Source organism: Corynebacterium amycolatum, from assembly GCF_016889425.1.
GTDB lineage: Bacteria > Actinomycetota > Actinomycetes > Mycobacteriales > Mycobacteriaceae > Corynebacterium > Corynebacterium amycolatum.
The window spans coordinates 1,163,510-1,180,258 of record NZ_CP069513.1; the positions used below are offsets into that span (position 1 = coordinate 1,163,510).

The window sequence follows — 16,749 nt, forward strand, 5'->3', positions numbered from 1 at the left end:
GGGGCTGGCTGCGAATCCCATCGCAACCAGCCCCGCTTAGAGCTTTAGAACTACTTCAGTTCCATCAGGACATCGCCCTTGCCGACACCCGAGCCAGCCTCGGTAGCCAGACCAGTGACAACGCCGTCCTTGTGAGCCTTGACTGGGTTTTCCATCTTCATGGCCTCAAGGACAACCACGGTGTCGCCCTCGGAGACTTCCTGGCCCTCTTCGACGTTGACCTTAATGACGGTGCCCTGCATCGGAGCAACCACAGCGTCACCGGAAGCAGCCTTCTTGGAACCGCCAGCGCGCTTCTTCTTGCTCTTCTTCTTGGCACCAGCGTTGCCACCCCCCAGGGCCAGGTCGCCTGGCAGGGCTACCTCGACGCGGCGACCGTCAATCTCGACGACGACCTTCTGAGCCGGGACGGTGTCGGTGTCAGCGTCAGAGTCACCGTCGTACGGAGCGATTGGGTTGTCCCATTCCTCCTCAATCCACTTGGTGTAGACGTCAAACTTCTCGCCATCGCCGACAAACGCCGGGTTCTCCACAATGTGGCGGTGGAACGGAATGACCGTTGCCAGGCCCTCAACCTGGTACTCGGACAGGGCGCGAGCGGAGCGGCGCAGAGCCTCTTCGCGGGTCTCGCCCCAAACAATCAGTTTGGCCAGCATGGAGTCGAACTGGCCGCCGATGACATCGCCCTCCTTGATGCCGGTGTCCATGCGGACACCTGGGCCGGACGGTTCGACGTACTTGGTGATGGTGCCCGGAGCCGGCATGAAGTTGCTGCCGGCGTCCTCGCCATTGATGCGGAACTCGAAAGCGTGACCGTGCATCTCCGGGTCTTCCTTGATGGACAGTTCCTTGCCTTCGGCAATGCGGAACTGCTCACGGACCAGATCGAGGCCGGTAATTTCCTCGGTGACCGGGTGCTCCACCTGCAGGCGGGTGTTGACCTCGAGGAAGTTGATCAGGCCGTCAGCGCCGACCAGGTACTCAACGGTGCCAGCACCGTAGTAGCCAGCCTCGCGGCAGATGTCCTTAGCGGACTGGCGCAGGCGCTCATCCTGCTCCGGGGTCAGGAACGGAGCAGGTGCTTCCTCGACGAGCTTCTGGAAACGACGCTGTAGAGAGCAGTCACGGGTGGAGGCGACAACGACGTTGCCGTGCTTATCAGCGAGAACCTGGCACTCGACGTGGCGTGCCTTGTCCAGGTAGCGCTCTACGAAGCACTCACCGCGACCGAAGGCGGCAACGGCCTCGCGAGTAGCGGACTCGTAGAGGTCAGCGACCTCTTCCATCTCGTGTGCGACCTTCATGCCGCGACCGCCGCCACCGAAAGCAGCCTTAATGGCGATTGGCAGACCGTGCTCCTTAGCGAACGCGACGACCTCGTCTGCATCCTTAACCGGTTCCTTGGTGCCTGGAGCCATCGGAGCGTCAGCCTTCAGCGCGATGTGACGAGCGGTGACCTTGTCGCCCAGGGCGCGGATGGACTCCGGCGACGGGCCAATCCAAATCAGGCCAGCGTTCTCAACGGCCTCTGCGAAGTCGCCGTTCTCCGACAGGAAGCCGTAGCCCGGGTGGATGGCATTAGCGCCAGACTTCTTTGCAGCGTCCAGAATCTTGTCGAAGACCAGGTAGGACTCAGCGGAAGTGGTGCCACCGAGAGCAAAAGCCTCATCCGCCATGGTCACAAAAGGAGCGTCCGCATCCGGCTCAGCGTAAACGGCGACGGAAGGAATGCCTGCGTCCTTCGCAGCGCGAATAACGCGAACGGCAATCTCGCCACGGTTGGCGACGAGAACCTTCGTGATTTTTTCAGTGGTCTGCTCGGACACGAAATCCTCCATTTTTCGTGGGCACCCCGAGAATTGGCCCTCGGGGCAAGGTTGCGACAGTCATTTGTAGGAATCACAAGCAGCACTGCAGTTAACTGAGCGGTGAACCGCAATGCGGTTAACCACGCGGTAGCTAACAGCGTGTGACCCAATGCCTCCATTGTGTCACAGGTGCGGTAAGCAACCTCTTTTTGCTCGCTACATAAGGGGGTAGAGATTGTGGTCTTGAGCAGCGTTCAAGTGGGTGTGGGGGCAGCTGAAGTGGCTATTTTCCGCCCAAAAATCTAAGTTTGCGGCTAAAATTACCATCTAAGAGTGCAACTGCCGCCCCCTTGATTGGGGGCGGCAGGGGGAATTAATTCTCCGCTGTAGTGCCAGTCGCTGACGCCGGGAAAACGGTGGGGAGAAGTGCCCACCGGTTGCGTCAATCGTCTACAGGCTTCCCGGCTCCGAACCGTGGGCGATGGGCATGCCAATCATGTTGCCCCACTCAACCCACGAGCCGTCGTAATTGCGAACATTCTCGTGGCCGAGCAGGTGGTGCAGTACAAACCAGGTGTGCGCGGAGCGCTCGCCTATGCGGCAGTAGACAATCGCCTCATCTTCGAATTGGACGTGCGCGTAAATCTGCTCAAGCTCTTCGCGGTCGCGGAAACGCGAGTTCGGGTGAACGGACTGATTCCATGGAATGTTTACCGCGGTTGGAATGTGGCCACCTCGCAGGACGCCTTCCTGTGGGTAATCGACCATATGGGTTCGCGCACCGGCATATTCCTCCGGAGTGCGTACGTCGATAATCGGAGCCTTTTCAATGAGCTCACGCGTATCGCTGAAGTAGGCGCGCAATGTCCTGTCGTCGCGCTCGACGACAGGGTAGTCAGTGCGTGGGTAGTTAGGGACCTCGAAGCTGGTGTCTCGTTCTTCAGTCATCCAGGCGTCGCGGCCACCGTTGAGAAGGCGCACGTCGGGATGTCCAAAAAGCTCGAAGACCCAGAGTGTGTAGGCGGCCCACCAGTTGGACTTGTCGCCGTAGATTACGACGGTGTCGTCGCGCGAGATACCCTTCTCGCGCATGAGCTCGGCAAAGCCTTCGGCGTCGATATAGTCGCGGCGCACGGGGTCGTTGAGGTCGTGATGCCAGTCGATGCGAACCGCGCCCGGAATGTGTCCAATGTCGTAGAGCAGTGAGTCCTCGTCGGATTCAACAACGCGCAGACCGGGAGAGCCCAGTCGGGCAGCAAGCCAGGAGCTAGAGACGAGGCGCTCAGGGTGGGCGTACTGCTGGAACTGGGGGTGCGGGTCGTGCGGAACAGCCATCGGATACTCCCTTGGCGCAAGTTGGGTGGGTGGGACTTTCTGACGTTTATCGTCAATTGCATATCTAGTTTACGGGTCGCGTGGCGAACGGCGGAATAGTCCCCGGTGTGAGCGCTTTCCAACGGCAACAATTGCGTCCGCGGCCACCCCTGGGATACGCCTCACAGTTGGGGGTAAAAGGAGTGTTTTCAGCGCGCTTGGAATCCCGGTAGTGCCCTAAAATTTAGCTGAGAGTTAGCGCAAAAACTGTGTTGATTCGTATCACTGGAAAATGGGCTGAAATGGGCTATCTGCCTGGGTATTCGCTGCGTTACGGAGACAATTGAGTGCCGGAAGTCCATGTATTTTCTTAAAAGGAGTGCCTGTGCATAAGAACATTGTTGTATTCGAGATCGAGGGCGGCTCGGACAAGTACTTCGACGGACACCGCAAGGACACCATGCCAATCGTCAACGCTATCCGCGAAGCCGGTTGGTCCGCTGAGGTCGTCTACTACCGACCAGAGTGGAAGGACGACCTGTACGACTACGTCTCTCAGAACTTCGACGGCTACATCTCCCGCGTTAACCCGGGCAACATCCCGGGTGGTGAGAGGGGCTACTTCGAGCTTCTGACTAGCCTCTCGGTCGCTGGTTTGGTCGGTATGTCCACCCCGGGCGAGATGATGGCCTACGGCGCAAAGGACGCACTGGTCAAGCTCAAGGATACTGACCTGGTTCCGTCTGACACCGCTGCTTACTACGACGTCGAGGCATTCCACAAGACTTTCCCGACTTCCCTGTCCTACGGCGAGCGCGTCCTCAAGCAGAACCGTGGCTCCACCGGGTCCGGCATCTGGCGTGTGCGCATCGCTGACGAAGAGGTTGCTAAGAACGTTGAGCCGGGCACCCCGCTGCCGCTGGACACCAAGCTGAAGTGCACCGAGGCCGTGGACAATCACACCGAGACTCGCGAGCTCGGAGAGTTCATGGATTTCTGTGACCAGTACATCATCGGCGATAACGGCATGCTCGTGGACATGCGCTTCATGCCGCGCATCACCGAAGGCGAAATTCGCATTCTGCTGGTCGGTCCGCACCCGGTCTTCGTGGTTCACAAGAAGCCGGCCGAGGGCGGCGATGCTTTCTCGGCAACCCTGTTCTCCGGTGCGAAGTACACCTACAACAAGCCGGAAGAATGGCAGGACCTCATCGACATGTTTGCTGAGGCTCGCCCGGTCATTGCCGAGAACCTCGGTGGCGACAATATCCCGCTGATCTGGACAGCTGATTTCATGCTGGCAGACGGCGAGGACGGCGAGGACACTTACGTTCTCGGCGAGATCAACTGCTCCTGTGTTGGCTTCACCTCCGAGCTGGATATGGGTATCCAGGAGCTCGTTGCTCAGGAAGCCATCAAGCGCGTTGAGGCTGCTAACAAGTAGTCCCGACAGCTAAGAAAACCGCACCAAATTGGTGCGGTTTTTGCTTTCCGACGGTCGTTGCGATGCCTACCTATTCCAGAACTGGGAGACCGAATAGCCGTAGCGATACAGAGCTCGGCGCACGACAGGTAGCGACAGTCCGATCACACTGGATGAGTCGCCATTGATGCCATCGACAAACCAGCCGCCTAGAGCCTCCAAGGTAAACGCGCCAGCGCACTTCAGTGGCTCGCCCGTCGCAGCATAGGCGCGGATGTCCTCTTCTGGGACTTCAGCGAAATCGAGGGAAGTAATGGCCACCTCAAGGTGCTCGCCCTTTGGTGTCACGATACAGTGACCGGTAATCAGCTCAGCCGTCCGGCCGCTCTGTTGGTGCCAGCGCTCAATGGTCTTTTCTTCCGTGTGAGGCTTGCCCTGCAACTTGCCGTCGAGAAGCAGCATTGAATCCCCGCCAATGACAATGTCATTGGGATAGGCCGGAGAGGCAGCGTGTGCCTTGGCCTGTGCGAGTTCCTCGACGATGCGTACCGGCGATGCGTCCGGAAGGGCAGCGACCACGGCATCCTCGTCGACGTTGGGCGCTACTGTGATGGGCTCGATGCCTGCAGAGCGCAGAATGTGCAGTCGCGAAGGGGAAGTGGAGGCCAAGACGATTCGGGGGCTGCTCATAATTAGTGATTTTAGTGAGGGTGGAATCGTAAAGCCTAATTTTTGTGGCAAACATGCGTGGGGTCGGCCCGATTGTAAAAATGCGCAGATTCTTAAATGGCAGCTCTCCTCTGATGGTGTAAAGTAAAGTTGACATTAAGGTAAAGAAAGTACGCAAATGAGTGGGGAAGAACGTTCGAACCAGGTCAGGAGATACCGACGCTGGTTGGAGCTAAGCCAAGCGGATTTAGCTGCGCAGGTGGAAGTCTCGCGGCAAACCATTGCAAATATCGAGCGGGGAAATTACTCGCCTTCGGTGTATTTGGCGTTGCGTATCTGCAAGGTCCTGGGAAAAACAGTCGAAGAAATTTTTGGTGAGGAAGGATGCTGACAATGTCCTATGCGGATGTCGTGATTGAACGCAACAGTGCCACGGTGGACGATGAATATCAGCAGATGTTGCTGCATAAGTCCTACACGTACGGGTTCACAATGATGATGTGGGCTAACTACGTGCTTGCAACGGTACTGATTTGGCTTATTCCAGAGCCGAAGATGGTGGGCGTGACAGTGGCAATCATCTTGATGCCACTGGTTGGACTCCTGTTCTCGCAGCGGTGGTTGCGACGTCAGGTGCCAATGCCGAAGATTAATGGTCTTACAAAAGGGGAGATTGCAGCAGTCGTGGTCGTCATTGGGCTGTGGCTGATTGGTTTTATCAGAGTGCAAATGCTCTCTGAGGCAAGCGCTGGTGGGGCGCTATCAGAATCGTGGGGATCCATTGCTGGAGCTGTGGTGGGGGCTGCCATCGGTCTGGCGTTTGTGTATTTCCTGTTCAAGGTGGTGTGGCCAGCAGCTCGTAACCGCGATCAGCGTCGTCTGGACCGGGAGCTCGATGATGAGTTTGATGGCGAGTCGCTGGGTGAGTAGCGCCAGTAACAGGCAGTAGCCAAGACCAAGGCAGTAACAAAAACCAAAGCGCCACCGTCGGAAAACCCGATGATGGCGCTTCGTGCTAGCGAATCGACGCAGTTAGCGTGCGGTAACGACTACGCGGTAAACGGTAGCTGTACTAGTAGAAATGGACGTTGCGGAACGTACCCGGTACGTGCTGGTGCGGCTGGTGGAACCCCTCTTCCAGCCGGCCCCAGTCGTTACGCGGGCCGCGGTCCTCTGGGGCACCGCCAGCTGCTGCCATACCCGCGAACAAAAGCGCGAGCGTGGCAGTTTCAGCGTCAGACGGGTTGCCCTTGAGGACGGACATGAACGGTGCAGCCGGGACCGCAGCGGTGTCCTTGTCTTCGGTTGCTGGGGTGTTTTTGGAATCGGTCACAGCGGAATGTTCCCATGCTTCTTGGCGGGTACGTTAACAACCTTGCGATTCAACAGACGCAGACCCTCAATGATCTGGCCGCGGGTCTCGCTCGGCGGGATAACGGCGTCGATGAAGCCACGCTCAGCAGCCATGTACGGGTTGACCAGGGTGGCCTCGTACTCTGCCTCGTACTCCTTCTGCAGTGCGACGACGTCCTTGCCTTCGGCCGCAGCAGCCTTGAGCTCCTTGCGGTAGATGAAGCCGACAGCGCCGGAAGCACCCATGACCGCAATCTGAGCGGTCGGCCATGCCAGGTTGATGTCAGCGCCCATGTCCTTGGAGCCCATCACACAGTAAGCTCCGCCGTAAGCCTTACGGGTGATGACGGTAATCTTCGGAACGGTGGCCTCAGCGTACGCGTACAGTAGCTTGGCGCCACGGCGGATGATGCCGTCGAACTCTTGGTTGGTGCCCGGCAGGAAGCCTGGAACGTCAACCAGCATGATGATCGGAATGTTGAAGGCATCACAGGTGCGGACGAAGCGAGCCGCCTTCTCGGATGCCTTGATGTCGAGGCAGCCAGCGAACTGAATCGGCTGGTTGGCAACGAAACCTACCGAGCGGCCCTCCACGCGACCGAAGCCGATGACCACGTTCTGTGCGTAGTCCTCCTGAATCTCCAGGAAGTCCTCGTCGTCGACCAGGCGGGTGATGACGTCCTTGATGTCGTACGGCTGGTTCGGGGAGTCCGGAATCAGCGTGTCGAGCTCGAGGTCAGTCTCAGTGATGTTGTCAGCGATGGAGCCCTCGAATGGCTCAGCCTCCATGCGAGGAGCCTCAGCGCGGTTGTTGGACGGCAGGTAGCTGACCAATTCCTGAACGAATGTCAGAGCGTCTTCGTCATCAGCAGCGGTGTAGTGCGAAGTACCGGAGGTGCTCATGTGAGTGCCAGCGCCACCCAGCTCGTCCTGTGTGACCTCTTCGCCAGTGACGGTCTTAATAACGTCCGGGCCGGTGATGAACATCTTGGAAGTGCCATCGACCATGACAATGAAGTCGGTCAGAGCCGGGGAGTAGACGTGGCCACCAGCGCAGGCACCCATGATCAGGGAAATCTGTGGGATAACGCCAGAAGCCTGGGTGTTCCGGAAGAAGATCTGGGAGTAGAGGCCGAGGGAAACAACGCCCTCCTGGATGCGGGCGCCAGCGCCTTCGTTGATGCCGATAATTGGGACACCGGTCTTGATGGCCAGATCCATGATTTTGACAATCTTTTCACCGTAGACCTCACCGAGTGCGCCACCGAAGATGGCGCCGTCCTGCGAGAAGACACAGACCTGGCGGCCATCGATGGTGCCGTAACCAGTTACAACACCGTCGGTGACAGGGCGCTTGGCGTCGAGGCCGAAGTTCTTGGAGCGGTGACGCGCGAGTGCGTCCACCTCCACGAATGAGCCCTCGTCCAAGAGAAACTCGATGCGCTCACGAGCGGTCATCTTGCCCTTGTCGTGGACGCGGTCAATACCGGCCTGGCCCATTGGGGCCTGGGTCTCTGCGAGACGGGCTCGCAGATCGGCCAGTTTTCCAGCAGTAGTGGTCAAATCCGGGGTTTCACCGGTTGATGTATTTGCGGCAGTCGTCATGCCAACTAGTTTACGTTTCGAAAACGGGGGGAGGTAGTTGGGGGCAATCGCTGTTAACAAAAGTAGGGGTAATGACTAGCTCGTTGTTCAGCAAAAAGCCTGCTCTTACAGTGGAATATTGCCGTGCTTGCGCGCAGGCCACGGTACTTTCTTTGAAGTTAGAAGGCGCAGATTTTTTATCACCCGAGTTCGTGTCTCGGAGGGGAGGATGACTTCATCAATTAACCCCCGTTCGGCGGCGCGATAAGGCGTGAGCATGTGTTGCTCGTATCCCATTTCCAGTTCAGCAATGAGTTCTTTCACACTCTCGGGAGTGCCAAATCTATCGGCCGCTGGGTCTTTTGCGAGAGCTGCTTCGGTGGCGGTTCGAATCTCGGCACGATGGAGGAAGCGTACTGCGCCAGAGGCGCCCATCACGGCGATCTGTGCCGTCGGCCAAGCCAGATTTACATCCGCGCCGAGCCCCTTTGATCCCATCACGCAATACGCGCCGCCGTAGGCTTTGCGCATGGTGACGGTGATTTTAGGAACGGTTGCTTCTGCATACGCATAGAGCAATTTAGCGCCACGGCGCAGAATTCCCTGGTGTTCTTGATTCGAGCCGGGGAGAAAGCCTGGTACATCCACGAGAAAGACGAGTGGAATGTTGAAACAATCGCAGGTTCGAACGAATCGCGCGGCTTTCTCCGCTGCATCGATATCTAGGCAGCCCGCAAATTCCATGGGCTGATTAGCGACAAACCCAACAGATTGACCGTTGAGACGGCCAAGGCCAATTACGACATTGGCTGCCCGGTTTTCCTGGATTTCCAGGAACTCCGCATCGTCGCAAAGCGCGTAGATGACTTCATGCACGTCGTACGGCGTGGAAGGGCTGTCGGGAATGAGACTGTCGAGGGTGCGATCGGTGTCGGTGATCTCGTCACTGGCATTGGAATCCCAACTGGGCGCGGGGGAGGTTGTGTTGTTGGGGAGGTAGTCGAGCAAATCGCAGACCCAGTCGAGTCCATCCTGCTCGCTAGTGGCGGTGTAATGGGAGTTTCCGGCGAGCTCCATATGGGTGTCGGCGCCGCCAAGCTCGTGCTGGCCGATCTTTTCGCCAGTGACCGTTTCAATTACGTCAGGGCCGGTGACAAACATGCGGGAGTTTTCCTCCACCATGACAACGAAGTCCGTCAGCGCTGGGGAGTAGGCATTTCCACCTGCGCAGGCACCAAAAATGACTGAAATCTGCGGAATGACGCCGCTGGCACGAACGTTGTGGTGGAACGTCTGGGCAATAAAGTCCAGTGAGACTGCGCCATCTTGGATGCGGGCGCCGGCACCTTCGTACATGCCAATAACGGGACGGCCGGTAGTGATGGCAAGGTCCTGAATCTTGACCATCTTTTCGCCGTAGACCTCTCCGAGTGCACCACCGAAGATTGTGCCGTCCTGAGAGAAGATGCAGACCTCACGGCCGTCTATGGTTCCCCAGCCGGTGATAATTCCGTCAGTCACGGGGCGTTTGGCTTCCATTCCAAATGCGGTAGTGCGGTGGCGGGCTAGCGCATCGAATTCGACAAAAGACCCTTCGTCCAGCAGGTAGTCAATGCGCTCGCGGGCATTCATACGCTCAGTCAGTTTGAGCTTGTCGTAGCCTCGCGACCCCATCGGAGTCAGTGCAGCAGTGCGTCGGCGTAGAAGGTCTTCATTGAGAAAAGCGGTGGTGTGTTGCTCCGCCGTCAAACGTGAGGAAATAGTCATGTTATGGAATGTAGTGTTTGAGAAGGAAAATAGTAAAGCGGGTGAGCTGTGATGATTCTCACGCTGTCGTCCCCTTGAGAAAGGCCTCGACGCGCTGAATCCGGCCATAGCGCTAGACTGCTGTGCATGACCGACCCCCGAATTGTTGCTTCCCGCAAGCCTCTTGATGCCGCGCGTGTGCGCGCAGCCGCGCCGGGCTGGAGTTCCATTGAGGTTGTCGAAACCACTGGTTCGACCAATGCCGATCTTCGGAAACAGGCGGCACTGGGGCAGGTGGCAGATCTCAGTGCGCTCATCGCCTCGGAGCAGACCGCAGGTCGCGGTCGGCTGAGCCGTAGTTGGACAGCTCCGGAAGGTGCATCCATTGCGCTCAGCACACTGCTGCGCCCGCAAGGGCTCGCACCGGAGCAGCTGGGGCTCTTGCCCTTAGTCGCAGGTCTCGCAGTCGTCGATGCTGTTGTAGAGGTCGTGGGTCTGGTGCCTGAGCGCGTATCCCTGAAGTGGCCGAACGATGTCCTCGTTGACGGTCGTAAGCTCTGCGGAATTCTGGTAGAGGCTGCTTCGCTGACACCACCAGCTCTCATTCCAGGAATCGGCATCAATGTTTCTCTGCAGGAAGACGAGTTGCCTGTGCCACACGCCACTTCGCTATACCTGGCGGGCGCAGACAATCTCGACCGCGACGACATCTCCGCTGGTGTGCTGCGTGCGCTGGGACGTCGTCAAGCACAGTGGCGAAAGGGCGATGCTGAGTTGCTGCGGGACTACGAGGCGGTGTGCGCGACCATCGGCTCGAACGTGCGCGTGGAGTTGCCGGGGGATCGCGTGCTGGTCGGCAAGGCGGTTGGTGTGCGTGCCGACGGCGAATTGATTGTCACCGACGAAGCTGGCACAAGCCACTTTGTTGCGGCCGGTGACGTGTTCCATGTTCGTGCCACTGACGGCGGCTATGCATCCCCGCAGACTGACTCGGACCGGAGGTAGTGCTGTATGGCCTTTCCCGATGATGAGTTGGACACGCGCGAGGCAATTCTGCTGGACACCAATCCAACTTTTGGTCGGCTGGTGTGGCCGCTCTTGGAGCTCATGGTTATCACCGGCGTCTGCTGGTTGCTGATTGGCTTTATCGACGGCCCTGCGATTGCTCCGGGAGACTTACAGGGTGTGCGTCAGCTGCTGCTGTTTGCGTGGCTGGGGCTTATTCTCTGGCGTGTTGTTCGTCCGGTACTAAGTTGGCTGGGGGAGCGGTTTGTACTGACTGATAGGCGAATTGTTCTGCGACGTGGAATTCTGCGCCCGCAGGTGGTCTCGATTGATCTACGTTCGGTGCGTGCGGTCAATCGCAAGGGCGGCGTGCTGTATCTGCAGACCCGCAGTTTCGGCCCGCCGCTGGCTGTGGAAGATATTCCCAGCTCCCGCAAGGTGGCTAAGTTGGTCTCCCGGTTGACTTAGAATTTCGGGTCATAACCTACAATCAGGGGTGTGATTGCTTCGGATACCCCTGAAAACTCCACTAATTCCACTTCTGATTCCGCTGCAGCGCTAACTGCTGCGCAGCACCCCGCGCATGCTGATGGCGTGCCGGTTGTGGCGGTGATTGGTGACGGTCAGCTGGCTCGCATGATGCAGACTGAGGCCATTGAACTGGGACAGTCCATCCGTTTGCTCGCCGGTTCGCCGGATTCTTCCGCAGCGCAGGTGTGTGCGGACGTTATCATCGGCGACTACCACGTCTGGAAGGACGTTGAACGCACTGTCGCTGGTGCGCAGGCCGTGACTTTCGACCATGAGCACGTTCCCACCGAATTTCTCAACAAGCTGACCGAGATGGGCTACTCGGTTCAGCCTCAGCCGTCGGCGTTGCTGTACGCGCAGGATAAGCTGCTGATGCGCCAGCGCTTGGAGGAACTGGGCGCTCCGGTACCTGCCTACGCTGCTATTGAGTCCGTCCAGGATGCCGAGGCCTTCTTCGACCGCGTTGACGGTGCCGTCTGCCTGAAGGCCCGCCGTGGCGGTTACGACGGTCACGGCGTGTGGTTCCCGAAGGATCGCGAGGACCTGCGCACGCTTGTCGACGAACTGTTGGGCAAGGACGTGCCGCTGATGGCCGAACGGAAAGTCGCGCTGGTTCGCGAGCTGTCGGCCATGTGTGCCCGCACACCGTCGGGTGAGGTCAAGGCCTGGCCAGTCCTCGAGTCTATGCAGCGTGACGGCATCTGTGTTGAGGCAATCTGCCCGGCGCCGGGGCTTTCCGACGAGCTTGCGAGCGCGGCCGAAAAACTCAGTGTGACCATCGCTTCCGAGTTGGGAGTAACCGGTGCGCTGGCAGTTGAGCTGTTCGAGACCGTCGATGCAGATGGCAATCCGGAGATCTACGTCAACGAGTTGGCGATGCGCCCGCACAACACTGGCCACTGGTCGCAGGACGGCTGTGAGACCAGCCAGTTTGAGCAGCACCTGCGTGCAGTTGCTGACATGCCACTGGGTTCCACTCGCCCGACTGCACCGGTGACGGTGATGGTCAATACGCTGGGTGGCGAAGAGGCCTCGGACGTGCCGATTGCGCAGCGCTTTGCTAAGGTATGGCGCCGCTTCCCATCGGTGAAGATTCACTGGTACGGCAAGGATTGGCGCCCAGGACGTAAGCTGGGTCACGTCAATCTGTGTGGTTATGACGCAAGCGCGGAGGGCATTGCCGAGACCCGTCGAATTGCCAACCTAGCTGCTGGTTACGTAGTCGATGGAGTATGGGCAGACGGCTACACGGCATGAAGCTAGCGCCGATTAAAGCTAGCGCCTTTAAAAATTAGATTGCTATCCCAAGGAGACAACATTGGCTGAAGCAAACCAGGTGGCAAGCCCGAAGCTGACCAACGCAACCGGTCCGTTGGTTGGTCTGATTATGGGGTCGGACTCAGATTGGCCGACCATGGAGCCGGCAGCTGAGGTACTGGCTGAGTTCGGAATTCCGTTTGAGGTAGGCGTGGTCTCTGCGCACCGTACTCCGGAACGCATGATTGATTACGCAAAGTCAGCCGCTGACAAGGGCTTGCGCTGCATTATCGCAGGTGCCGGTGGTGCTGCGCACCTACCGGGCATGGTGGCGTCTGCCACTCCGCTGCCGGTTATCGGCGTGCCCCGTGCACTCGAGAACCTGGAGGGCGTCGACTCGCTGCTGTCGATTGTTCAGATGCCGGGCGGCGTTCCGGTGGCAACCGTCGGCGTGGGCGGCGCTAAGAATGCTGGCCTGCTGGCTGTGCGTATCCTCTCGGCTGGTTACCCGGAGCTCATTGTGGCGATGGAGAACTACCAGGCCAATATGCGCGATGAAGTCCTGGAAAAGGACGAGCGCCTGCGCAAGAAGCTGATGGGTGAGTAGGGCGTCCAGCCAGCCCCCCCCCCCGAACTACCCGCGCATATGAACTGCAGGGTAGTGGAACGTGTCCGGGTCGGCGGTCTCCCAGGCCTCGGCCCAGTTGTGAAAACGGGTGCCGCTGAGCAACTCGCCCGGCTGCAGCCAGTTGTAGAGCTCCGCGTAGGTCTCACCAACCTGCTCATTTGTGCGCCGCAGCAGGTGGGATGGCCCTAGCTCAGAGAAGCTATTGAGACCCATCGATGCCAACAGGCTAGCCGCTTCTGCGACCGTGGCATTGTGATAGTTGGCCACACGCTGACCCTTGTCGTCGACATCCAAAGCCTTCCACAGACTCGGATCCTGGGTAGCCACACCCACCGGGCAGGTGTTGGTGTGACATAGCTGAGATTGAATACAGCCGGTGGCCATCATCATGCCACGAGCTGAGTTCACAAAGTCAGCGCCAATACACATGCGCTTAACAATGTCGAAGCCAGTAATGACCTTGCCGGATGCACCGAGCTTGATGCGATCTCGCAGACCGGCACCTACGAGCGCGTTATGGACGAGAATCAGACCGTCGGTAAGCGGCAGGCCAACGCGGTCGGAGTATTCCAGCGGCGCAGCGCCGGTGCCGCCTTCAGCGCCGTCGACGATGATGAAGTCTGGCGTGATGTTCTCTTCCAGCATGGCCTTGCACACGGCGAGGAACTCGAGCTGCGAGCCGACGCATAGCTTGAAACCGACCGGCTTGCCACCGTTGAGCTCGCGCATTGTGCCCATAAAACGAACAAGTTCACGCGGGGTGGAGTAGACACGGTGGTACGGCGGACTCATTACGCCCTTGCCAACTGGCACGTGGCGAGTAGCGGCGATCTCCTCATTGACCTTGTGGCCTGGCAGCATGCCACCGAGTCCCGGCTTTGCCCCCTGGCTAACTTTCAGATAGGTAGCCTTGACCTGCGAAATCTTAGCCTTTTCGCGGAACAGCTCCGGATCGAAGTCGCCATCCTCCGTACGCGCCCCGAAGTAGCCGGAACCCAGCTGCCAGTAGATGTCCGCACCGTACTTCAAGTGGTAAGGGCTGATAGCGCCCTCGCCAGTGTCCTGCACGAAATTGCCCAGTTTCGCGCCCTTATTCATTGCCATGACAGCGTTCGGGGACAGGGAGCCAAAACTCATGGCTGAAATATTGAAGATCGACGCGGAGTACGGCTGGGTGCAGTCCGGACCGCCAATATCTACGCGGGGATCTTCGATGACGTGCTGGCTCGGTGCCATGGAGTGGCGGACGTATTCGTAGCCAGGGGCGTTAATTTTGCGTTCAGTACCGAAGGACTTCTTTGAGGACAGCCCCTTCGCACGCTCGTAGACCACGGTACGAGTATCGCGGTCGAACGGAGCGCCGTCGAAGTTGCGCTCGATAAAGTACTGCTGCATCTCGGGGCGAATGGTCTCGCCCATGTAGCGCAGATGGCCAATGACCGGGAAGTTCCGCAAGATGGAGTGCTTCTTTTGAAGCATGTCATAGATAGCCACAACATCCAGGAAGAGGATGAAAGCCATCAGAATCCACCACCACGGGCTCAGATCCCATACAGCCAGTGCGCCCAAAACATTGATGAGGGCAAGAATCGCGAGAATATATGGTCGGGTAATCACAATTTCCAGATTATCGCGCCTGCCGAGAGCGCCTCTCGTCGGAGGGGATGTGATTAAATCACACGGGCTTTTTCGGCCGTAGAAATAGCAGCGACACGCTCGGTATCGCCGCCGCGCACGACGACGGCAGCACCGCCCTGAACCCAAGCCGACAGCACATTACGCGCCCATCTATCTCCGCTGACCTGTGAAGAATCAGGCACCAGCCAGCCGTCGGAAACGACGCGGGAACCGGGCGTGAGCTGCATCTCGTCCGCGTAATCGCCAGCTGATGAAAGCAGTTCTGCAGCCGACTTCTCCCCAATAACGGGGGTTTGGTCGGAGTCCGGGCCTGCGCCTAGATATGCGTCTGGGTGGAAACGAACTTCCGGACCGAAGTCAATGACTCCCGGTGGAATATCATCACCACATTCCACGACACCGCGGCCAAAGGGATCGTCGGTAAGCACTGCGATATAGGCGTCTGGGAACTTCTCTTCCCACGTGCTGACGTTAGTGACGGTGGTGAAAACAACCAGCGGCTCCTCATCACTAACGGTGACGCCAGCGCGCTCGCAGCCAAGAATGATACAGGCGGACTGCCAGATTAGTGGTAGATCAATCCATGCCTGGTCCCCGGCGACGAGGTCGAACTCATCGTGCAACATGTTGGCAATCTTGCAGGCCCAATTGTCCAGGGTCTGCGCCGACAAATCGGTACGACCGCCAGTAGTTTCGTCATAACAGGTCAAACGAGGCACCGATGGGTCGGCCTCGAGAAGTGTCTTCAGAATCTCCACGTCCCCAAGGGTAACGAGAATTGCGCGATGCCGTCGGCGTGAAGACCTAGCCTCCTAACTCAGCAGCAGGGTGAACAGCAGAACCGTCGGCAAGCAGGCGATTGTCGTAATCACGCCACAATCGCGTGCCTGCTCAAGGTTCCGGCCGAAGCGGGACGCGAATGTGTAGACATTTTGAGCAGTCGGCAAACCGGCGATAATCACGGCTGCCAGCAGCGCATGCCCGCTGAGTCCAAAGACGAAATGGCCGAACAGCAGAGCGAACGCTGGGTGGAGGAAAAGCTTCAGAGTCGACGCCACTACGACGGCGCGACGAGGGGAGTGGCCTGCTTCCATAAACGGCATACCATGCAGGCTGATACCGAAGGCCAGAAGTGCCATAGGCACCGCCGCCTGCCCCAATAGCCCCACCGGATGTGCCACGAACTGAGGTACTTCGATAGCAAACGCATTAATCGCAAGCCCCACCATCGCAGCCAGAAAAATAGGATTTTTCAGCGGAGCCATGATGACATTGCGGGGTCGAAAGCGGCCGCGGTTAGTGAGGATCTCCAGCACCGTCATGGAAGCGGGCGCATAAAAAGCAATCTGAAAAATAAGGGCCGGGACGACGGCGGTAGCGTCGTGAAGCACCGCGACCGCGATGGGCACACCGAGATTAGCGACGTTGTTGTAACTCGACGACATCGCGCCGACCACAGCATCAGCGCTGCGCTGTTTGAACATGGGTGCCACAAAGATTCGGTAGCACGCCGCCGTGGTCAAGGCAGACAGTGCCGCGACACCAAACGCCGAACCGAAGATGTTCGCCGAATCCGCCGTCGCGAGCGTGTGCGCGAGCATGCACGGCATCGCGATCCAGAACACGATCATGTTCAGGGTAAAAGATGCCCGCTTATCGACGATCTCACTGCGCCCAAACAGCCAGCCAACAATGATCAGTACTGCGACGGAACCAAAGCCGGTGAATATTTCGGTGAGAGCGGGCATAAGTGCATATTTTAGACAATAAAAAACGGACCCAATCCAATCCCC

The 16,749-nt window shown here is 58.4% G+C and carries 16 protein-coding genes; 7 read left to right on the forward strand and 9 right to left on the reverse strand.

The genetic code is table 11. The annotated features are described in order from the left end of the window. Positions 1–50: 50 nt before the first annotated feature. On the reverse strand, positions 51–1,838 hold the full coding sequence (locus I6J19_RS05130) for an acetyl/propionyl/methylcrotonyl-CoA carboxylase subunit alpha (RefSeq protein WP_038626370.1): 1,788 nt from the start codon (positions 1,836–1,838) through the stop codon (positions 51–53). Positions 1,839–2,258: 420 nt separating this feature from the next. Next, positions 2,259–3,143: a sulfurtransferase gene (locus tag I6J19_RS05135; RefSeq protein ID WP_038626368.1), complete on the reverse strand. Its 885-nt coding sequence runs from the start codon at positions 3,141–3,143 to the stop codon at positions 2,259–2,261. A gap of 364 nt (positions 3,144–3,507) precedes the next feature. Between I6J19_RS05135 and I6J19_RS05140 the strand changes: the two genes are divergently transcribed. Next, positions 3,508–4,566, forward strand: coding sequence for a Cj0069 family protein (locus tag I6J19_RS05140; RefSeq protein ID WP_038626366.1), 1,059 nt, complete (start codon positions 3,508–3,510; stop codon positions 4,564–4,566). A gap of 66 nt (positions 4,567–4,632) precedes the next feature. On the opposite strand, the gene I6J19_RS05145 is transcribed toward I6J19_RS05140, so the two are convergent. Further along, positions 4,633–5,235 carry a Maf family protein gene (locus I6J19_RS05145; protein WP_187402486.1) on the reverse strand — a complete coding sequence of 201 codons (603 nt, stop codon included), beginning with the start codon at positions 5,233–5,235 and terminating at the stop codon, positions 4,633–4,635. A 157-nt stretch (positions 5,236–5,392) separates the two neighbouring features. Here I6J19_RS05145 and I6J19_RS05150 point away from each other — a divergent pair, with 157 nt between their 5' ends. After that, entirely contained in the window at positions 5,393–5,605 is a 213-nt protein-coding gene (locus I6J19_RS05150; protein ID WP_038626363.1) for a helix-turn-helix transcriptional regulator, read from the forward strand. Positions 5,606–5,607: 2 nt separating this feature from the next. Next, the gene (locus I6J19_RS05155; RefSeq protein WP_038626361.1) at positions 5,608–6,144 is read left to right on the forward strand and encodes a hypothetical protein; all 537 of its coding nucleotides are present in this window, start codon (positions 5,608–5,610) and stop codon (positions 6,142–6,144) included. 142 nt (positions 6,145–6,286) lie between these two features. On the opposite strand, the gene I6J19_RS05160 is transcribed toward I6J19_RS05155, so the two are convergent. The 3 genes from I6J19_RS05160 to I6J19_RS05170 form a co-directional block, all read right to left on the reverse strand. Beyond that, complete coding sequence (locus I6J19_RS05160; RefSeq protein WP_038626359.1) at positions 6,287–6,547, reverse strand: acyl-CoA carboxylase epsilon subunit; 261 nt, start codon at positions 6,545–6,547, stop codon at positions 6,287–6,289. Further along, positions 6,544–8,172: an acyl-CoA carboxylase subunit beta gene (locus I6J19_RS05165; protein WP_038626357.1), complete on the reverse strand. Its 1,629-nt coding sequence runs from the start codon at positions 8,170–8,172 to the stop codon at positions 6,544–6,546. The genes I6J19_RS05160 and I6J19_RS05165 overlap by 4 nt, the downstream gene beginning before the upstream one ends. Before the next feature lie 105 nt (positions 8,173–8,277). After that, entirely contained in the window at positions 8,278–9,918 is a 1,641-nt protein-coding gene (locus I6J19_RS05170) for an acyl-CoA carboxylase subunit beta (RefSeq protein ID WP_038626355.1), read from the reverse strand. Positions 9,919–10,044: 126 nt separating this feature from the next. Between I6J19_RS05170 and I6J19_RS05175 the strand changes: the two genes are divergently transcribed. The 4 genes from I6J19_RS05175 (at position 10,045) to purE (ending at position 13,297) form a co-directional block, all read left to right on the forward strand. Beyond that, positions 10,045–10,902, forward strand: a complete 858-nt coding sequence (locus tag I6J19_RS05175; RefSeq protein ID WP_080972820.1) for a biotin--[acetyl-CoA-carboxylase] ligase — start codon at positions 10,045–10,047, stop codon at positions 10,900–10,902. Between the two features lie 6 nt (positions 10,903–10,908). After that, entirely contained in the window at positions 10,909–11,370 is a 462-nt protein-coding gene (locus tag I6J19_RS05180) for a YdbT family protein (RefSeq protein ID WP_038626353.1), read from the forward strand. A gap of 126 nt (positions 11,371–11,496) precedes the next feature. Continuing rightward, positions 11,497–12,690, forward strand: a complete 1,194-nt coding sequence (locus I6J19_RS05185) for a 5-(carboxyamino)imidazole ribonucleotide synthase (protein WP_052155619.1) — start codon at positions 11,497–11,499, stop codon at positions 12,688–12,690. Positions 12,691–12,820: 130 nt separating this feature from the next. Next, entirely contained in the window at positions 12,821–13,297 is a 477-nt protein-coding gene (gene purE / locus I6J19_RS05190; protein ID WP_038629135.1) for a 5-(carboxyamino)imidazole ribonucleotide mutase, read from the forward strand. Between the two features lie 27 nt (positions 13,298–13,324). On the opposite strand, the gene I6J19_RS05195 is transcribed toward purE, so the two are convergent. Genes I6J19_RS05195 through I6J19_RS05205 form a run of 3 tightly spaced genes read right to left on the reverse strand, consistent with a single transcriptional unit; the run spans position 13,325 to position 16,704 of the window. Further along, entirely contained in the window at positions 13,325–14,935 is a 1,611-nt protein-coding gene (locus tag I6J19_RS05195) for an FMN-binding glutamate synthase family protein (protein WP_038626348.1), read from the reverse strand. A gap of 53 nt (positions 14,936–14,988) precedes the next feature. Continuing rightward, a complete protein-coding gene (locus tag I6J19_RS05200; RefSeq protein WP_038626346.1) occupies positions 14,989–15,714 on the reverse strand; it encodes a TIGR03089 family protein in 726 nt (241 codons plus the stop codon). A gap of 54 nt (positions 15,715–15,768) precedes the next feature. Further along, positions 15,769–16,704 (reverse strand): AEC family transporter, encoded by a 936-nt coding sequence (locus I6J19_RS05205; RefSeq protein WP_038626344.1) that lies wholly within the window; start codon positions 16,702–16,704, stop codon positions 15,769–15,771. Between the last annotated feature and the right edge of the window lie 45 nt (positions 16,705–16,749).